A 16,158-nucleotide genomic window follows, 5' to 3' on the forward strand; every position below is an offset into this window, starting at 1 on the left:
CCCCTCAGCGACGCGTCACGGACGCGCCACCGTCGATCGGAAAGACGCCGCCTGTAAGCCAGGTGCCACCGTCACCCGCCAGGAACAGGACGAGGTCCGCCACGTCGTCCGATGTCCCCAGCCGGCCCAGCGGATGGCGATCGATGTTGCGCAGGCGCGCGGCGGCCGGATCGGTTTCGCGAGCGAACGAGGCCTGCAACATGGGGGTATCGATCGACGCGGGAGCGACGGCGTTGACTCGTACCTGCCATGGAGCGAACTCCAGCGCTGCCGTGCGTACCAGCGACTCCAGCGCCGCCTTGCTGGCTGCGTAGGCGGCGAGGGTCGGCGTGGCGAAGCGCGCATTGATCGACGATGTGAGCACCACCGCTCCGCCGCCGGCCGAACGCATGCCGGGCACGCAGTGGCGAAGAAGGCGCACTGCCGACAACACGTTCACGTCGTAGGTGTCGAGATAGAGGGCATCGTCCGATTCGAGGATCGACCCTGGCGGACTGATCCCCGCGCAATGGACAAGGACAGTCGCCGGCCCATGCGCCGAGGCGGCGGTGGCTACCGCTTCGGACACGGCGCCGTCGTCACGCAGGTCGACGCTCAACGACAGCGCCACGTCGAGCGACGGTCCCAGGTCCATGCCCGTCACCACCGCGCCTTCATCGCCCAACCGGCGCGCCACCGCCGCGCCGATCCCGCTCGCCGCCCCTGTCACGATCGCCGCCCGCCCAGCCAATGACTTGCCGTTCAACCGCCCTCTCCCCCTGTTGCGCGTGCCCGTGGCGTCAGAAGCGCCAGGTCAGCGTGGCCATGTAGTTACGGCCGTATACCACGTTGGTGCGGAGTCCTTCACGGCTCCCGTCATAGGTGCGTTGCTTGCTGTCGAGGAGATTGGTGGCCTGCACCTGCATCGACAACGAGTCGGTGAAGTCATAGCTCACCGACGCCGCCAGGTCCTTGTAACGATCGTTGTAGATGCCGGTCGCCGCGGCGGACAGGCCGACGAGGTACTCGTCGCGCCAGTTGTAGGCCACGCGGGCGCTGAAGGGGCCCGTTTCGTAATACAGGATGAGGTTGGCGTTGTTCTTCGACAGGCCCGGGAAAGTCATCGAGGCGCCAGTCACGTCCTTGATCGGCGTGGTGGAATCGATATAGGTATAGGTGGCCACCATGCCGAATCCGTCGAGTGGCTTGGGCAGGAAGGTGAACGGCACCTGGGCCAGCACTTCCGCGCCCTTCACCGTGGCCTGGTCGCCATTGACCTTGCGGTTGATGAAGAAATTCACGCCACCGTAATTCTCCGCGCTCTGCTGCTGCACGATGAAGGTCGAGATATCCTTGTAGAACACGCCGGCGGAAAGCAGCCCGGTATCGTTGTAGTAGTACTCCAGGGACAGGTCGTACTGGTCGGCCTTGAACGGCTTCAACGCAGGCGCGCCACCGCTGCCCGTGCCGGGCGTGATCTGCACGCCGTTGTCGAACACCGCATTGTTGTTGAGCGAGACGCCATTGTTGAGGTCTTCGGTGTTGGGAAAGGCCACCACGCGTGCCGCGCCGCCGCGCAACACCAGCTTGTCCGTGATCTCCCACTTGGCCACCGCCGAAGGCAACCATTCGCGCTCCGTGCTGCGATAGTCGGTGGGAATGGGAGCACCCGCGCCGGACAGCAGGTTGCCCCTCGAATCGAGTTCGCGCTGCACGTAGCGTATGCCGACGTTGCCCGAGACCGGCATGTTGCCGGCATCGAAGCCCCAATCCACCTTCGAGTAGGCCTCGGTGAACTTCTCGTCGATGCTGAAGGTGCCGGCATACGCCAGCGAATTGTTGCGGCCGTCCAGGCATTGCGCGTTCTGGCTGATCGCGGGAAAGGCCGTGAATGCCGAGCAACCGGTGAACACGCCCCGATAGCTGCCGAGGAAGCTGCGCGGCAAGCCGTCGAACTCGCCCTTCATGAAATCGTCGTTGCTGTAGACGCGAAGGAAGTCGCCCAGCGCGCTCGCCGGTATGCCGTTGGTGGGACGGATATCCGCACGCAACGGATCTTGCTCGCTCTTGATCTTCGTGAAGCGGGCGCCGAAGGCCAGCGAGCGCCAGTGGTCCGAATCGAAATTCCAGGTCCAGTCGGTACGCGCGGCGGGTGTGTCGGTCTTCGCCCTGTAGTCGTTGTCGAACAGGATCGACATGCGCATCTGCGAAGGATCGGTCAGGTTCACCCCGCCCACGTTGAAGCTGCCGAAATCGCCGGAACGCAGGTCGTAGTCGATGACCGAATTGATACCGGCCATGGGTTGGAGCCGCATGTAGTTCTGGTGGTACTCCGCCTTCGAGCGGTTGAAGGAGACCTCCGCCGAACCGTCGAGACTGTCGCTTGCGTGGAAGCTGCCGCGCAGCGCCGTGGACCAGACATCCGCATCGATGTCGGCTATCTCGGTATTGGCCTGGACAGGGCTGGTGGAACGACCGGCCACCAGGATGTCGTTCCGCGAGTACACGGCATTGCTGAGGCCCGCGCTGGGATTGAAGGCCAGCCAGTAGCGGTCGCGATCGGCGGTCTGTTTCGAATAGAACGTGTCCGCGACGATCTCCACGCCCGGTGCCGGGCGCCATTGCAGGATCGCGCTGACACCCTTCTTGGTGCGGTCGTCGCTGATGTTCTGCGCGCGCATGTCGGTACTGCCGTAGCGCGTAGTCGCCGGCGTCACCGAATTATCCTTGAACGACGCGTAGCCGGAGAAAGTATCCAGGCCCTGCTGCACGACCGTCTTCTTGCTGTACGTCGCCGCGATCATGGCGCCCAGCCGCTCGTCTTTCGTACGGCCCGAAAGCAAGGCGAAGCCCTCGCCACCGCCCTTCTTGGCCAACTTGCTGTAGGTACCCGACACGCTGACGACGTTCTGGTCGCCATCCGCGTTCAGCGGCATGCGGGTTTCGACGTCGATGATGCCGCCGAGCGCGCCGGCCACCTGGTCCGCGCTGGCCAGCTTGGTCACGGAGAGCCGCGAAATGAGTTCGGACGGTACCAGCGTCAGCAGGCCGTAGGTGGAACTGCCGAGCTGGTCGAGGCCATTGCCGCCGCGGCCGGTCGCGTCGAAGATCTCGCGGCCGTTGTACAGGTACACGTTCTGGCTGAGGCCACGCACGAGGATGCTGCTGCCCTCGCCCATGCCGCGCTCAAGTTGGACGCCCGCCACGCGGCCCAGCGATTCGGCGACGTTCGTGTCGGGAAGCTTGCCGATGTCGTCGGCCACGATCGCATCGACGATCTGGGCGGAGTCGCGCTTGAGGTCGCGCGATTTCTCCAGGCTCTGGCGGATACCGGAAACCGTGACGCCTTCGAGCGTGACGGCGCCCTGGTCCTGCGGTATCGGGGCCTGCTGCGTGCCGGTTGCGGTACTCGTTTGCGCAACGGCGGAAACGGAAGCGAGAAGCGCCTGTGCGATCAAGGTCGACAGGATGGTGCGGCGAGCAAGATGCATGGTGTTTCCTCCCCCGAGGCTCTCACGAATGGTGCCGGTTACCGCCGTCTGCCGTCGCGTCTACGCTTGGCATGTTGTAACTATTATAGCAATATAGATGGCGTTGCAAGGGCAGCCGCACAAGGAAAAAGCTGCTGCAAAGCAACATGTTCCGGTCTTGGCGCAACGGCCATTCGCTACTCCATGTCCCAAAGGAATCCACGCAATGACGAACCTGGCCGGTGTCTTTCCGATACTCCCGACGATCTTCACCGCGACGGGCGACGTCGACCTCCACGGCACGCGCAACGTGCTCGAGTACATCCTCGCGGCGGGCGCCGCCGGTGTCGTCTTTCCAGGGCTTGCCAGCGAGTACGACATGCTGTCGGTGGACGAGCGGCTCGAGGTCACCGCGAGCCTGGGCGAATGGATCGGCGGTCGCATGCCGTTCGTCGTCGGCGCGAGCCACCCCGATGCGAACATCGCCGCACGCCTCGCCATCGCCGGCGCGGAGGCCGGCGCCGTGGCTTCGATGATCCTCACGCCACACGAGCATGCCGGCGATGCCGAGGCCATGACGCGTTATTTCAACGCCATCCATGCCGCATCGGGGATTCCCATCATGTTGCAGAACGCGCCCGCGCCGATGGGAATCGGCCTTGCCGTCGCACAGGTCGCGGCACTCGCCCGCACCGTCGAAGGCATCCGTTACGTCAAGGAGGAAACCCAGCCCTCGGGACATCGCATCACGGCGCTCGCCCTCGAAGCAGGCACCAGCGTGGATGCCGTCTTCGGCGGAGCCGGCGCACGCTACGTCATCGACGAATTGCAGCGAGGCGCCACCGGCACCATGCCGGCCTGCGAGGTGACGGAGGTCCATGTCGAGATGCTCGCCCGTCATGCTCGTGGCGACGTCGACGGCGCGCGCGACCTCTTCGAACGTACGCTGCCCTTGCTGAGCATGCAGGCGGTGTTTCGCTGGCGATTGACGAAGGCCGTATTGCTGCGCCGGGGTTTGATCGGCAGCGACCACGTCCGTGCCCCCGGACCCGCACTCGATGCATGGGACCGGCGGGAACTCGATGCCCTGCTCGCCCGCATTTCCGACCTGTTGCCACTGGACCTCACCCCCGGCGACCGCGCGAGAATGTCCCCATGACCGCCACCGTCGCCAGGGTCGAAACCTTCATCGTCACCGTGCCGCGCGATACGCCGTACCTGGGGCCTCTAGGGCCGGGCGAGCGGGTCAACGCGCGCGGGTACGTGGTACGCAAGGGCAACGGAACGATCTACCCCTCGGTCGACCGATCCCTCGCCGTTCGTGTCACCTGCTCCGATGGCAGCGAAGGCTGGGGCGAGACCTACGGCATCTGCGCGCCACGGGCCACCGCGGAGATCATCGAGGACCTGCTCGTGCCGGAACTGCTGGGGCGCGATCCGGAAGACGTCGAGCGTATCTGGGACGATCTCTACGGCCTTATGCGTGTCCGCGGTTGCACGTCCGGTTTCCACGTCGATGCGATCACCGCGCTGGACATCGCGTTGTGGGACCTGCGCGCCCGCCGCCATGGCGTACCGCTGTGGCGCATGCTCGGCGACCGGCAGCGGGAGCACGTGCCCGGGTACCTCTCCGGTCTTCCCGCCGCCACGCTGGAAGGCCGCGTGGAGATGGCCCGCCACTTCCAGGCGCAAGGCCACGATGCATTCAAGATCCATGCGGTGGTGAGCAGCGAAGGCATCGCCGAGGAAGTCGCCGCGCTACGCGAGGCCCTGGGCGACGGCGCGCTGCTCATGGTCGACCTGCACTGGAAGTTCTCGCCGGAGGAAGCGCTCGCGCTCGTCCAGCGCATGGCCGTGCATCGGCCCTACTTCATCGAGGCGCCGATAAAACCCGAAGACGTGGATGGCCTTGCATGGCTCGCCGAGCGCTCGCCCACGCCGGTCGCCGCGGGCGAGGAGTGGTACACCGAGTACGAGGCGCGCCTGCGCCTGGACCGCCATGCGGTCGCCTTCATCCAGCCCGAGATGGGCCATACCGGCATCACGCAGTTCCTTCGCATCAACAGGCTGGCCGAGGCCAGCGGTGTCGCCACGGCGCCCCATGCCACGATCGGCGCGGGCCTGTTCCTCGCCGCCAGCCTGCATGCGTCGGTGACGCTGCCGGGCCTGTGGCGGCACGAATGGCAACATTCGGTGTTCTCGCGATCGCTGGAATTGCTCGACACCGACATGGGCTATGTCGACGGCAGCTACCGCCTGCCGACCGGGGCGGGACTCGGAGCCCGTCCAGGCAAGCGTTTCTGGGATTACGCCGAACGCGTTTCCTGAGACGACGCCGCGTCCGCGATCATCCGCGAGCGCGGCGCCAGCTTCACGCCCAACCATGCGACGCCGAAAGCCAGCGGATGCAGGGCCGACATGAGCACGAAGCTCACATCGAACCGTCCACTCGAGACCAGGCTGCCCACGACTTGCGCGGACAGCATCCCACCCAGGGCGCTACCGGCGCCGATGATGCCGAATACCGTGGCGATGTTGCGGCTGCCATAGAGATCCACGACCAAGGTGCTGATGTTGATCTGGAACACGAGGTGGGCGAAGGCCACCGCCGAGCCGATGGCGAACAGGATGGGCAACGCGGGATGGAAGGTGGCGAAAATCCCCACGGGGGCGAGCGACGCGGCTCCCGCCATGGCGATCAGGCGGCTACGTGCCGGTGCGATGCCCCGCTTGACCAGGGCACTGGACATTGCGCCACCGCCCACGCTGCCGATATCCGCCGCGAGGTAGACCACCCAGGCCATCGAGGCTACGGCGGCAAGCGACATGCCGCGCACGTCGTTGAGGTATTTGGGGAACCAGAAGAGATAGAAGTACCAGACCGGATCGGCGACGGCGCGCGAAAGCACCAGCAACCACAGCGTGCGGTCGCGCAACAGCCGTCCCCACAGGACGCCCTCGGCCGCCACGCCCGGCACCGTCACGCCACGCGCGTCGCGTGGGTGGATCCATAGCCACGCGACCAGCCAGAGCAGCCCCGCCAGGCCTGTCACGATGAACGCGGCACGCCAGCCATAGATCATGGCGACACCGCCGATCAACGGCGGGGCCAGCGTCGCGCCCACCATCGCCCCCGCCGTGTAGATACCGAACGCGAGCCCGCGTTCCGCCGGTGGAAAGCGCTCCGACACCACCTTGGAACCCACGGTGTAGTTGCCGGGTTCGCCGAGTCCCAGCGCGAAACGCGCGGCGCCCAGTTCGAAAGCGCTGCGCGCCATGCCGGTCATGAGGTTGGCCACCGACCACCATGCCACGAAGAGCGCAAGCGCCATGCGGGAGCCGAGCCAGTCGGTGATCCGTCCGGCAAGGAGATAGGCGACGGTATAGGCGAGCAGGAAGGCCTGCACGATGTGCGCATAGGCCGCGTCGGTAACGCCCAGGTCCACCTGGATGGTGGTGGCCAGGATCGAGAGGGCCTGTCGATCGAGGTAGTTGATGACCGTCGAAACGAAGAGGAGTGCGAGCAGTGCCCAGCGCAACCGCCCCGGCCGCGCGCTTCCCTCGTTCCCTGCCATGCCTGCACCCCCTACGACGACCGGGCGAACGTATTACTAAAATAGCAACAGGTCAATCTGCATCGCAGCGAACGATCAGGCGATTTCCAACGCGGCGGCACGCAACGCTTCGACCAGTTCGGCCGTGGCGGATTCGGGAATCCAGCCGGACATCGCCAGGCCCGCGACCACCGGTGCGCCGGTCGCCACGGCGACGATGTGGTGATCGCGATCGTCCGCGACATGCACGCGCGCATACCCCTGTGCCCGCGTCACCGCCAGCGTGGCCAGCAAACTGTCGATACCCTCCGGGAACATCGGAATCGTCCGATCCGCATACAACTCACGGACTTCCTCATCGGGCAACTGTGACAAGAGCACGATGCCGATGCCACTGGTGGTCGCCGGAAGTACCCCGATGCGCCCGAGGCCACGCGCGGCTTCGATACCCGGTGGCGCATGGAACAGATAGCTGACGCTATCGTTCCAGAGCACGCCCATCGCCACGGTATGGCCGAAGCGGCGTAGCCTTTCCAGTTCCGGCAAGGCGCGGCGGATGAGCCCGGAGGCGAACAGGCTTTGCGCGGCCAGCACATGCATGCCCGGGCCGGGGGCGTACTTGCGATTCGAGGTCTGCCGCACGATGCCCATATAAGCGAGCGTCTTCAGCAGCCGGTTCACCCGGGTGGTATCGGCGCCGAGTTGCCGGGCGAGTTCACGGCAACCCACCGGCTCGGGCGCCGAAGCGAGCGCCTGCAATGTGAGTATGCCGTCGATCAGGCTCTGGTTGGGCTGGGCGTTGGGCTTGGCGCGCATGGCTACAGATTAGCCGTACGGTATGTCGCTAGCTAGCGGCCAGCCCCTGTTCATTCCGCCGGGCATGCCGCCGGCGCGGCCACCCTGTGTCGCAGCGTCACCCGCGCGAACGTGAACGAGATCACCGCGCAGGCGGCGATGCCGACGACCATCGGCAGTGCCGTGCCGTCGATGAAGCGTCCCAGCAGGGCGATCACCAATGAGCCCGTGCCGAACTGCAAGGTGCCCATCAACGCCGATGCGGTACCGGCGATGGCGCCATGTTCTTCCAGTGCGATGACCGCCGAGCTGGGAATGACCAGGCCGAGAAAGCCATAGCCGACGACCAGCATCGTCATCAGCACGGCGAGGTTGTCCACCCCTGCCGCGGTGATCGCGGCCAGCAGGACCATCGTCGCGGCGTAACCGACCACCGCGGTCTTCACCACCCGCTTCAGCCCATAGCGACTGCCCAGGCGGCCCGTGAACTGCGAGGCACCGATGAACGATACGGCGTTCACGGAGAACGCCAGGCTGTACTGGGTCGGGGTCAGGCCGTAGTGGTTGATCAACACGAAGGACGAGTTGGCGAGATACGCGAAGAAACTCGACACGCCGAACGAGCCGATGAGGACGACGCCGAGGAAATGACGATCACGCAGCAGCGTGGCGTATCCCCTCAATGCGGAACCGACCGTGCTTTCCAGGCGCAGGTGGGCCGGCCGCGTCTCCTTGAGCACCGTGGCGACCATGATCAGGCCGAGCACGGCCGCGCCGGTGACGACCCAGAACACGCCACGCCAGCTGGCCAGTTCGATCACCAGGCTGCCGGTCAGCGGCGCCAGGATCGGCGAGACGCTGAAGATGAGCATCAGCAACGACATCAGCCGCGCGGCGTCGTTGCCGGTATGCATGTCGCGCACGATGGCCCGCGGGATCACCATGCCGGCGCAGGCGCCGAGGCCCTGGATGAAGCGGCACACGATCAGCGTATGGATATCCGGTGCGAGCGCGCAGCCGATGCTGCCGAGCGCGAAGATGGACAGGCCGACGTAGATCGGCCGCTTGCGGCCGAACATGTCAGACAGCGGTCCGTAGACGAGTTGGCCCACGCCCATGGACATGAAGAAGACCATCAGGCTGAGCTGCACGGTGCCGATGTCGGCATTCAGGCTCTTGCCGATCGACGGTAGCGCCGGAAGGTACATATCGATGGCGAACGGCCCGATGGCCGACAAAAGGCCAAGGACGAGCGCCGCCTTGAAGAAACGGGAAGCCATGGAGGGGGAGTCCGGAGAGACGAATACACGAAGTGTACCCGGCGGCTAGACCGGACGCGAACTCAGTTCCAACCAGTCGAGTTCCTGTTCGACGGCACGATAAGCCTCGTCGCCGATGCGTCCGCCATCGCGCAGTTCATCGAGTGCTTTCCTCGTACATGGCATCAGTTCCTGGCGCAGGACATTCTCCCGGGAGTGGCGCGGATCCTTGCCCTTCTCCACCGCTTCCAGCGCCGCCCGGTATTCGTGGCCCAGCCGCCGCGCGGCATCGCTGGGATCGTTGTCGAGATACGCGATGGCCGCCTTGAGTGTCGCGACGCGTGCGAGGGCGATCTCGCGAGCCACCTTGCCATCCTTGGGCAAGCGCAACAGCAGGAGCAACGGCCGTAAGGTCAGGCCCTGCACCAGGAGCGTTCCCAGCACCACGGTGAACGCAGTCAACAGGATGAAATCGCGCTGTGGAAAGTCCTTGGGAATCGCCAGCGCCGCGGCCAGGGTAACGATGCCGCGCATGCCCGACCAACCCACCATGAGACCGCTCTTGAACGTCTGCGCACGGCTTTCGACGGGATCGTCACCCTGGCCCGCACGTTGGGTCTGCCGTCGCGCGAATCCGTAGAGCAATACCCATGCCAGGCGCACGACCACGACCACCGCCAGGATCGCGAGCGCGGCGACGAACTGGCCCTGCTGGTCATGACCACGGAGTCCCTCGATGATCGGCAACACATGAAGTCCGATCAGCGTGAAGGCCATCACGTTGAGCACGAAGGTGATCGACTCCCATGTGGCGAACGACGGGATGCGAATGGAGGGAGGCATGGCTTCCGTGGAGCGGCGCGCGGCCGTGATGGCGAACACGACGATCGTCGCCACGCCGGACAGGCCAAGGTGTTCGGCAAGCAGCCATACGCCGAAGGTCGTGACGAACTGCACGATGATCGAGGCGGGAGCATCCGTCATCCGGACGGTGAGGACGCCCGTCAGTTTCGCCAGCACCCATCCGGCGACGACGCTACCGACCACGACCAGGCCGAAGGCGGGAATCGCCTTCCCCACGCTGAAACCACCCGCCGCCACGGCACCCACCGCAAGCTTGTAGATCAGCAGCGACGACGCGTCGTTGAGCAGGCTCTCGCCTTCGAGGATGTTGTGGATGCGGTGGGGCGGTTCCACCTGGCGCAGCACGGCCAGGGCCGCCACCGCGTCGGGAGGCGCCAACAGCGCGCCCAGCGCGATCGCGGCGGCCCAGGGCATCTCGGGAATGAAGAAGCGTGCCGCGAAGGCGACGGCAAGGGTCGTCAAGCCGACCGCGACCATCACCAACGAGAGGATCGACGCCCAGTTCTCGCGCAGGTCGCGCAGCGACGCGTCGTGGGCCGCATCGAGCAACACGGGGGCGACGAAGAGCGCGAGGATCAGTTCGGGCGGGAGATCCAGGCGCGGCATCCCCGGCAAGAAGGCGACCAATGCTCCACCCACGGCAAGCAGGGTCGGATAAGGCACGTTGATCCGCTCCGCGAGCATCGACAGGAGCGACGCGCCGAGAAGCAACCCAAGAATCATCTCGAAGATCGGCATGCGCGCCCGCTGGTTCCGGAAGGCATGAACATATGACATGGACAACGGGCCGGGCAAGCAAGCCCATTCATGAATGGAAAGGACAAGTGCAAGCACTTTATTGGGGTTCATCGGACGACGGCGAGGCCGTAGCATGATCGACTCAGCCCCCCGCAGGACCCCTCGATGAAAAAGCGCAGCCTCGGTAAAAGCGGTCTCGACGTATCGGCCATCGGCTTCGGCTGCATGGGCCTCAACTCCAGCTACGGCCACGCCCTCGGCGACGAGGAATCGATCCGGCTGGTCCGCGATGCCGTCGATCGCGGCGTCACCTTCTTCGACACGGCCGAAGTGTACGGTCCCTTCACGAACGAGGAGATCGTGGGCAAGGCGCTCGCACCGGTACGCGACCGGGTGGTGATCGCCACGAAGTTCGGCTTCGCCATCGATCGCGAGAGCCGCAAGCCGATCGGGCTGGACAGCCGGCCCGGACACATTCGCGAGGTCGCCGAGGCCTCGCTCAAGCGCCTGGGCATCGAAACGATCGACCTGCTCTACCAGCACCGCGTCGACCCGAACGTCCCCATCGAGGACGTCGCGGGTGCCGTGAAGGATCTCATCCAGGAAGGAAAGGTCCGCCATTTCGGCCTGTCCGAAGCGGGCGTGCAGACTGTCCGCCGGGCACATGCCGTGCAGGCGGTGGCGGTCGTGCAGAATGAGTATTCGCTGTGGACCCGTAGCCTGGAGACGAATGGCATCCTCGATGCCTGCGAGGAACTCGGCATCGGGCTGGTGGCATACAGCCCGCTGGGCAGGGGATTTCTCACCGGCGCCATGAGCAAGGACACGCGGTTCGGCGACGACGACTTCCGCAAGAACCTCCCCCGGTTCTCCCCGGAAGCGATGGCCGCCAACGAGGCCCTGGTGGATCTGCTCAAGGCGCTGGCCGACGACAGGAACGCCACGCCTGCACAGATCGCCCTTGCCTGGCTGCTGGCGAAGAAGCCGTGGATCGTCCCCATTCCCGGTACCACCAAGTTGCATCGCCTGGAGGAGAACCTGGCGGCGGCGGACCTCGAACTCACTTCCGCCGACCTGGAGCGGATCGAAAACGCGGCCACGGCCATCGCCATCCAGGGCGAGCGCTATCCACCCCATCTCATGGCCACCATCGGCCGCTGAGGCGGGCGCCCCGCTGGTACGATCGACAGGGACTCATGCGGGGCGTTCATGACTTATGCGCAAAGACATCTACGACATGATGGCCTTCCTCGCGGTGGCCCGGGAAAAGAGTTTCACGCGGGCCGCGGCGAAGCTGGGCACCTCGCAATCGGCGCTCAGCCACACCATGCGCGCACTCGAGGCGCGCCTGGGCGTTCGCCTGCTCACGCGGACCACGCGCAGCGTCTCGCCCACCGAAGCCGGCGAGCGACTCATCAATACGGTGGGCCCCCGTTTCGAGGAAATCGAAGCGGAGATCGAGGCGTTGGGCGAACTGCGTGAACGGCCGGCGGGAACCATCCGCATCACCACGGCCGAACATGCCGCCGACACCATCATCTGGCCGGTGCTGGAAACCTTCCTGCCGAAGTACCCGGACATCAACGTCGAGATCACCGTCGACTACGGCCTGGTGGATATCGTGGCGGAGCGTTACGACATCGGCATCCGCCTGGGCGAACACCTGGCCAAGGACATGATCGCCGTGCGGATCGGCCCGGAGATGCGCATGGCCGTGGTCGGCACGCCGTCCTATTTCGCGAACCGCAAGCGCCCCAAGACACCCCAGGACCTCACGGGACACAACTGCATCAACCTGCGGCTGCCCACGTACGGCGGGCTCTACCCATGGGAGTTCGAGAAGAACGGGCGCGAGGTGAAAGTGCGCGTGGAAGGACAGATCGTCCTCAACACCCTCAGCCAGATCCGGCGTGCGGCACTGGCCGGAATGGGACTCGCATGGCTACCGGAAGATGTCGTTCTGGACGACATCGGCGAGGGTCGACTCATTCGCGTGCTGGAAAGCTGGTGCGACGCCTTTCCGGGTTATCACCTCTACTACCCGAACCGGCGCCAGGGATCGCCCGCGCTCACGCTGCTCGTGGATGCGCTGCGCTACCGCGGCTGATCGGCGTGGAACAGGACTATGCTTCGAGGACCGCGCGCATCCAGGAGATGAGCCATGCCTGTGCTGGTATCCGTCAACGTGGGACTGCCACAGGACATCGAGTGGCAAGGGCGAACCGTGCGAACGGCTGTCTTCAAGCAACCGGTCAAGGGCCCGGTGATGGCGCGACGCCTGAACCTGGACGGCGATGGCCAGGGAGACCTCGCGGGCCACGGTGGCGAACACCGCGCGGTCATGGTCTACCAGGTGCAATCGTACCGATACTGGGAGGCGGCCCTCGGACGCACGTTGAGCGGCCATGGCCAGTTCGGCGAGAACCTCACCGTCGACGGCCTTGCCGATGATGAGGTCTGGATAGGCGATCGATACCGGATCGGCGGTGCGCTTTTCGAGGTGACCCAGCCCAGGGTCACCTGTTACCGCGTGGGAATCCGTCTCTCCGAACCGCGCATGCCGTCATTGCTCGTGGCGCATCGGCGGCCCGGATTCTATTGCAGGGTGATCGAGGAGGGCGTGGTAAACGAGGGCGACACCATCGTCCTGGAAACGCGTGGCGACGGCATGAGCGTGGCCGAGGTCGACGCCCTGCTCTACCTGCCGGAACGCCCCGAGGAAAAACTGCGCCATGCGGCGGGCTTGCGAGGCCTGAGCGAAGGCTGGCGCGGTTCCTTCGAAGCCTTGTTGAAGGCCGGACCCGAGCGCAATGGAAACGCGGGGCTGGCCAACGTGCCCGAAGCACCGCCGGCCTGGGTGGGGTTCCGCGACGTGCGCGTCCTGTCCGTGCACGAGGAAAGTCCCCACGTGCGATCGTTCGTGTTCGGTCCGGTGGACGGCGCTCCCCTGCCCGCCCCGCGTGCCGGACAGTTCCTCGTGCTGAAGATCGACCGTCACGACGATGGCGCGGCCCTGCTCCGCAGCTACTCCATCTCCGACGCCTCGCATCCGGGCAGCTACCGCATCAGCGTGAAGCGTGCGGAGGGCATGGGCAGCGCGTACCTGCACGACCACGTCGAAGCCGGCTCCATCGTTTCGATCAGCGCGCCACGCGGCACGTTCGTCCTGCCCGACGACGAACGCCCGCTGGTCTTGTGGGGTGTCGGCATCGGCGTGACACCGTTGCTCGCGATGCTCCACGACATCGTCGCCCAGCGCGGCCGCTGCCCGCGCAAAACCTATTGGATATACGGAACGCGCGATGGCAGCGAACACCTGTTCGCGCAGGAAGCACGTGAGTTGCTCGGTCGACTCGACGGCGTGACCTCGCTGGTCGCCTTCAGTCATCCACGCCCAGGGGATCGCCTTGGCACGGACTTCGACGTGACCGGCCGCCTGCGTGCCGCGGACCTCGCATCACTCGGCATTCCAGCCGATGCCCGCTTCCTGCTTTGCGGTCCGCCCTCCTTCATGCAGGAAGCGCGTGAAGGCCTGCGCGCGTTGGGCTATCCGGCCGATTCGATACGCTCCGAATTCTTCGGGTCGAACGAATCGATGGCTCCCGGCGTCGTGAACACGGTCGTCGTTCCGCCACACGCACCGGCCGGCCAGGCCGGCACCGGCCCATCGGTAACGTTCGTACGCAGTGGCCTTTCGGTGCGCTGGGACGACCGCTTCCAGAGTTTGCTGGAGCTCGCCGAGGCAAGCGACGTGCCCGTGCGCTGGTCGTGCCGTTCCGGTGTCTGCCACAGCTGCGAAAGCGGCCTGATCGGCGGGCGTACACGCTACTCCCCGGACCCCCTCCAGCCTCCCGCCGACGGCGCGGTACTGATCTGTTGCGCCACGCCGTTGACGGACCTCGAACTGGATCTGTGACGGATCAGCGCATCCCGTCATAAGCGATACGGGCGAAGAAGTCGGGATCGATGACGAAGTGCCCGTACTTCGCATCCCAGGCCGTCGTCGGCTTGGCCGCGATGACTTCGTCCCGTGACTTCCCCTGCTTTTTCAGTGCCGCCACGTTATCGCGAATGCCCGCGAGCATGTCACGGAAGTCCTTCACATCGGCCTTGTTGCCGACGGGGCCATGCCCCGGCACGACGACGGCCTTGTCGCTTATCGTGGGGAGGATGCGGTCGAGGACGCGCACCATGCCGTCGATGCCCCCGCCATTTTCGTTGTCGATGAAAGGATAGACACCGTTCCAGAAAAGGTCGCCGAGAAAGACGATGTCGGCGGGCTGGATCGTCACATAAAGGTCGGTGTCGGTATGCGAGGGGACGACCTTGATCGCGGTGATGGTCTGGCCATCGACGGTCCAGTGCTTGCTCGTCTCGACCACCGTGCTCGGCACGGCGGATGTCGGCAGCGGCTTGAAGGTGAAGTTCCAATCGTCCACGCGCGTGCTCTGGGACACCCGCTTGATGGTTCCCGAGGTCGCGGCCACTTGAACGCCCTTGCCCGCGAGCCATGTATTCCCGTCCGTGTGATCCCAGTGGTAATGCGTGTTCACCAGGTAGCGGACCGGTTGCGGCCCCAACGCATTCAACGCCGCCTCGACACGCGGCCGGGAAACAGCGATGCCTGCGTCGATCATGAACTTGCCGTCGCGTCCCGTGACGACGCCGATGTTCCCCCCGAACCCAGAAGCACGCTGACGCCGTCGCGCAGGGACACCGTTTCGATCGGGGCCGTCGCCGCCGCCTCGTTGATCTTGATGACCGGGCTGACCCGGTCCGCTGCCCAGGCAGATACCGAAAGCACGGCGAACGACGTTCCCAACACGGCGCAGCTCGCGAGTCGCACACGGTTACGATGACCCATGTCCATTCTCCCGTCAGGGCGCCCCGGATGGACGCTCCCCATCCAACCGCTTTTCGGGCGCCCTGGCTTGTCGGAATGCGTTATTTGGGGTGATCCATGTCCATATCGTCGTCGGGCGGCGCCGCGGCCACCATGGCCTTGTATGCCTCCGGCGACAAGCCGGGCAGTTTCTGCAGAAAAGCGACCATGCTCCAGATGGTCATGTCGTCGTGGCTGCCACCCCACGCGGGCATCGCACTCATCTTGATACCGTGCTTGATCGTCCAGAAGGCCTGCGCCGGATCGATCCTGGCCTGCGTCAGGTTCGGTGGTCGCGGATAGAGCCCCGGGCGGATTTCGGAATCCTCCTGGCCTGGTGTCAGGTGGCATGCGGTGCACATGGCCGCGTACTGTCCGGCACCCTTGAGGATCAACTGCGGATCGGACAAGTCGGGCACCGTGATATCCGAGGCCCGCGCCTGGACCGAACGCTGTCGCAAGGTCTCCAGTGTCGCGTAGACCGGCCGGGAATGCGGTGCGTCGGCACCTATGTCATAGGCACCCGAGTAGATGAAGGCTCCGGCACCGCAGGCGGCCACGACCGCCACGCCCAGCACGGTGGAAAGAACGAGGGTGATTGGCTTCACGAGGATGTC

The 16,158-nt window shown here is 65.5% G+C and carries 14 protein-coding genes; 5 read left to right on the plus strand and 9 right to left on the minus strand.

The window, feature by feature from the left end; genetic code table 11:
* Window positions 1-4: 4 nt before the first annotated feature.
* Window positions 5-745 (minus strand): SDR family NAD(P)-dependent oxidoreductase, encoded by a 741-nt coding sequence (locus tag ACR9Y6_RS05925; protein ID WP_481280454.1) that lies wholly within the window; start codon window positions 743-745, stop codon window positions 5-7.
* Window positions 746-779: 34 nt separating this feature from the next.
* On the minus strand, window positions 780-3,470 hold the full coding sequence (locus tag ACR9Y6_RS05930) for a TonB-dependent receptor (protein WP_481280455.1): 2,691 nt from the start codon (window positions 3,468-3,470) through the stop codon (window positions 780-782).
* A gap of 205 nt (window positions 3,471-3,675) precedes the next feature.
* On the opposite strand from ACR9Y6_RS05930, the gene ACR9Y6_RS05935 reads away from it, so the two are divergent.
* Both ACR9Y6_RS05935 and ACR9Y6_RS05940 read left to right on the plus strand, forming a co-directional pair.
* Window positions 3,676-4,608 (plus strand): dihydrodipicolinate synthase family protein, encoded by a 933-nt coding sequence (locus tag ACR9Y6_RS05935; protein WP_481280456.1) that lies wholly within the window; start codon window positions 3,676-3,678, stop codon window positions 4,606-4,608.
* Window positions 4,605-5,777: a mandelate racemase/muconate lactonizing enzyme family protein gene (locus ACR9Y6_RS05940; protein ID WP_481280457.1), complete on the plus strand. Its 1,173-nt coding sequence runs from the start codon at window positions 4,605-4,607 to the stop codon at window positions 5,775-5,777. Before ACR9Y6_RS05935 ends, ACR9Y6_RS05940 begins: the two co-directional genes overlap by 4 nt.
* Here the strand turns inward: ACR9Y6_RS05940 and ACR9Y6_RS05945 are convergent.
* The 4 genes from ACR9Y6_RS05945 to ACR9Y6_RS05960 form a co-directional block, all read right to left on the minus strand.
* The gene (locus ACR9Y6_RS05945; protein ID WP_481280458.1) at window positions 5,756-7,024 is read right to left on the minus strand and encodes an MFS transporter; all 1,269 of its coding nucleotides are present in this window, start codon (window positions 7,022-7,024) and stop codon (window positions 5,756-5,758) included. The genes ACR9Y6_RS05940 and ACR9Y6_RS05945 overlap by 22 nt on opposite strands.
* A 75-nt stretch (window positions 7,025-7,099) precedes the next feature.
* The gene (locus ACR9Y6_RS05950; RefSeq protein ID WP_481280459.1) at window positions 7,100-7,819 is read right to left on the minus strand and encodes an IclR family transcriptional regulator; all 720 of its coding nucleotides are present in this window, start codon (window positions 7,817-7,819) and stop codon (window positions 7,100-7,102) included.
* Window positions 7,820-7,869: 50 nt separating this feature from the next.
* Window positions 7,870-9,078: a multidrug effflux MFS transporter gene (locus tag ACR9Y6_RS05955; protein ID WP_481280460.1), complete on the minus strand. Its 1,209-nt coding sequence runs from the start codon at window positions 9,076-9,078 to the stop codon at window positions 7,870-7,872.
* A 45-nt stretch (window positions 9,079-9,123) separates the two neighbouring features.
* Window positions 9,124-10,794 (minus strand): cation:proton antiporter, encoded by a 1,671-nt coding sequence (locus ACR9Y6_RS05960; RefSeq protein ID WP_481280461.1) that lies wholly within the window; start codon window positions 10,792-10,794, stop codon window positions 9,124-9,126.
* A gap of 30 nt (window positions 10,795-10,824) precedes the next feature.
* Here ACR9Y6_RS05960 and ACR9Y6_RS05965 point away from each other — a divergent pair, with 30 nt between their 5' ends.
* From ACR9Y6_RS05965 to ACR9Y6_RS05975, 3 genes are read left to right on the plus strand one after another with little or no spacing between them, the layout of a single operon-like run.
* Window positions 10,825-11,820 (plus strand): aldo/keto reductase, encoded by a 996-nt coding sequence (locus tag ACR9Y6_RS05965; protein ID WP_481280462.1) that lies wholly within the window; start codon window positions 10,825-10,827, stop codon window positions 11,818-11,820.
* Between the two features lie 55 nt (window positions 11,821-11,875).
* A complete protein-coding gene (locus ACR9Y6_RS05970; protein WP_481280463.1) occupies window positions 11,876-12,766 on the plus strand; it encodes a LysR family transcriptional regulator in 891 nt (296 codons plus the stop codon).
* A gap of 54 nt (window positions 12,767-12,820) precedes the next feature.
* Window positions 12,821-14,575 carry an MOSC domain-containing protein gene (locus ACR9Y6_RS05975; RefSeq protein WP_481280464.1) on the plus strand — a complete coding sequence of 585 codons (1,755 nt, stop codon included), beginning with the start codon at window positions 12,821-12,823 and terminating at the stop codon, window positions 14,573-14,575.
* Between the two features lie 4 nt (window positions 14,576-14,579).
* On the opposite strand, the gene ACR9Y6_RS05980 is transcribed toward ACR9Y6_RS05975, so the two are convergent.
* The 3 genes from ACR9Y6_RS05980 to ACR9Y6_RS05990 all read right to left on the minus strand — a co-directional run bounded on the left by ACR9Y6_RS05980 (window position 14,580) and on the right by ACR9Y6_RS05990 (window position 16,149).
* On the minus strand, window positions 14,580-15,296 hold the full coding sequence (locus tag ACR9Y6_RS05980; protein ID WP_481280465.1) for an MBL fold metallo-hydrolase: 717 nt from the start codon (window positions 15,294-15,296) through the stop codon (window positions 14,580-14,582).
* A complete protein-coding gene (locus tag ACR9Y6_RS05985; RefSeq protein WP_481280466.1) occupies window positions 15,293-15,523 on the minus strand; it encodes a hypothetical protein in 231 nt (76 codons plus the stop codon). Before ACR9Y6_RS05985 ends, ACR9Y6_RS05980 begins: the two co-directional genes overlap by 4 nt.
* An 80-nt stretch (window positions 15,524-15,603) precedes the next feature.
* Window positions 15,604-16,149, minus strand: coding sequence for a c-type cytochrome (locus ACR9Y6_RS05990; protein WP_481280467.1), 546 nt, complete (start codon window positions 16,147-16,149; stop codon window positions 15,604-15,606).
* Window positions 16,150-16,158: the final 9 nt, after the last annotated feature.

This window comes from Luteibacter sp. TLI7-4A, from assembly GCF_056754745.1.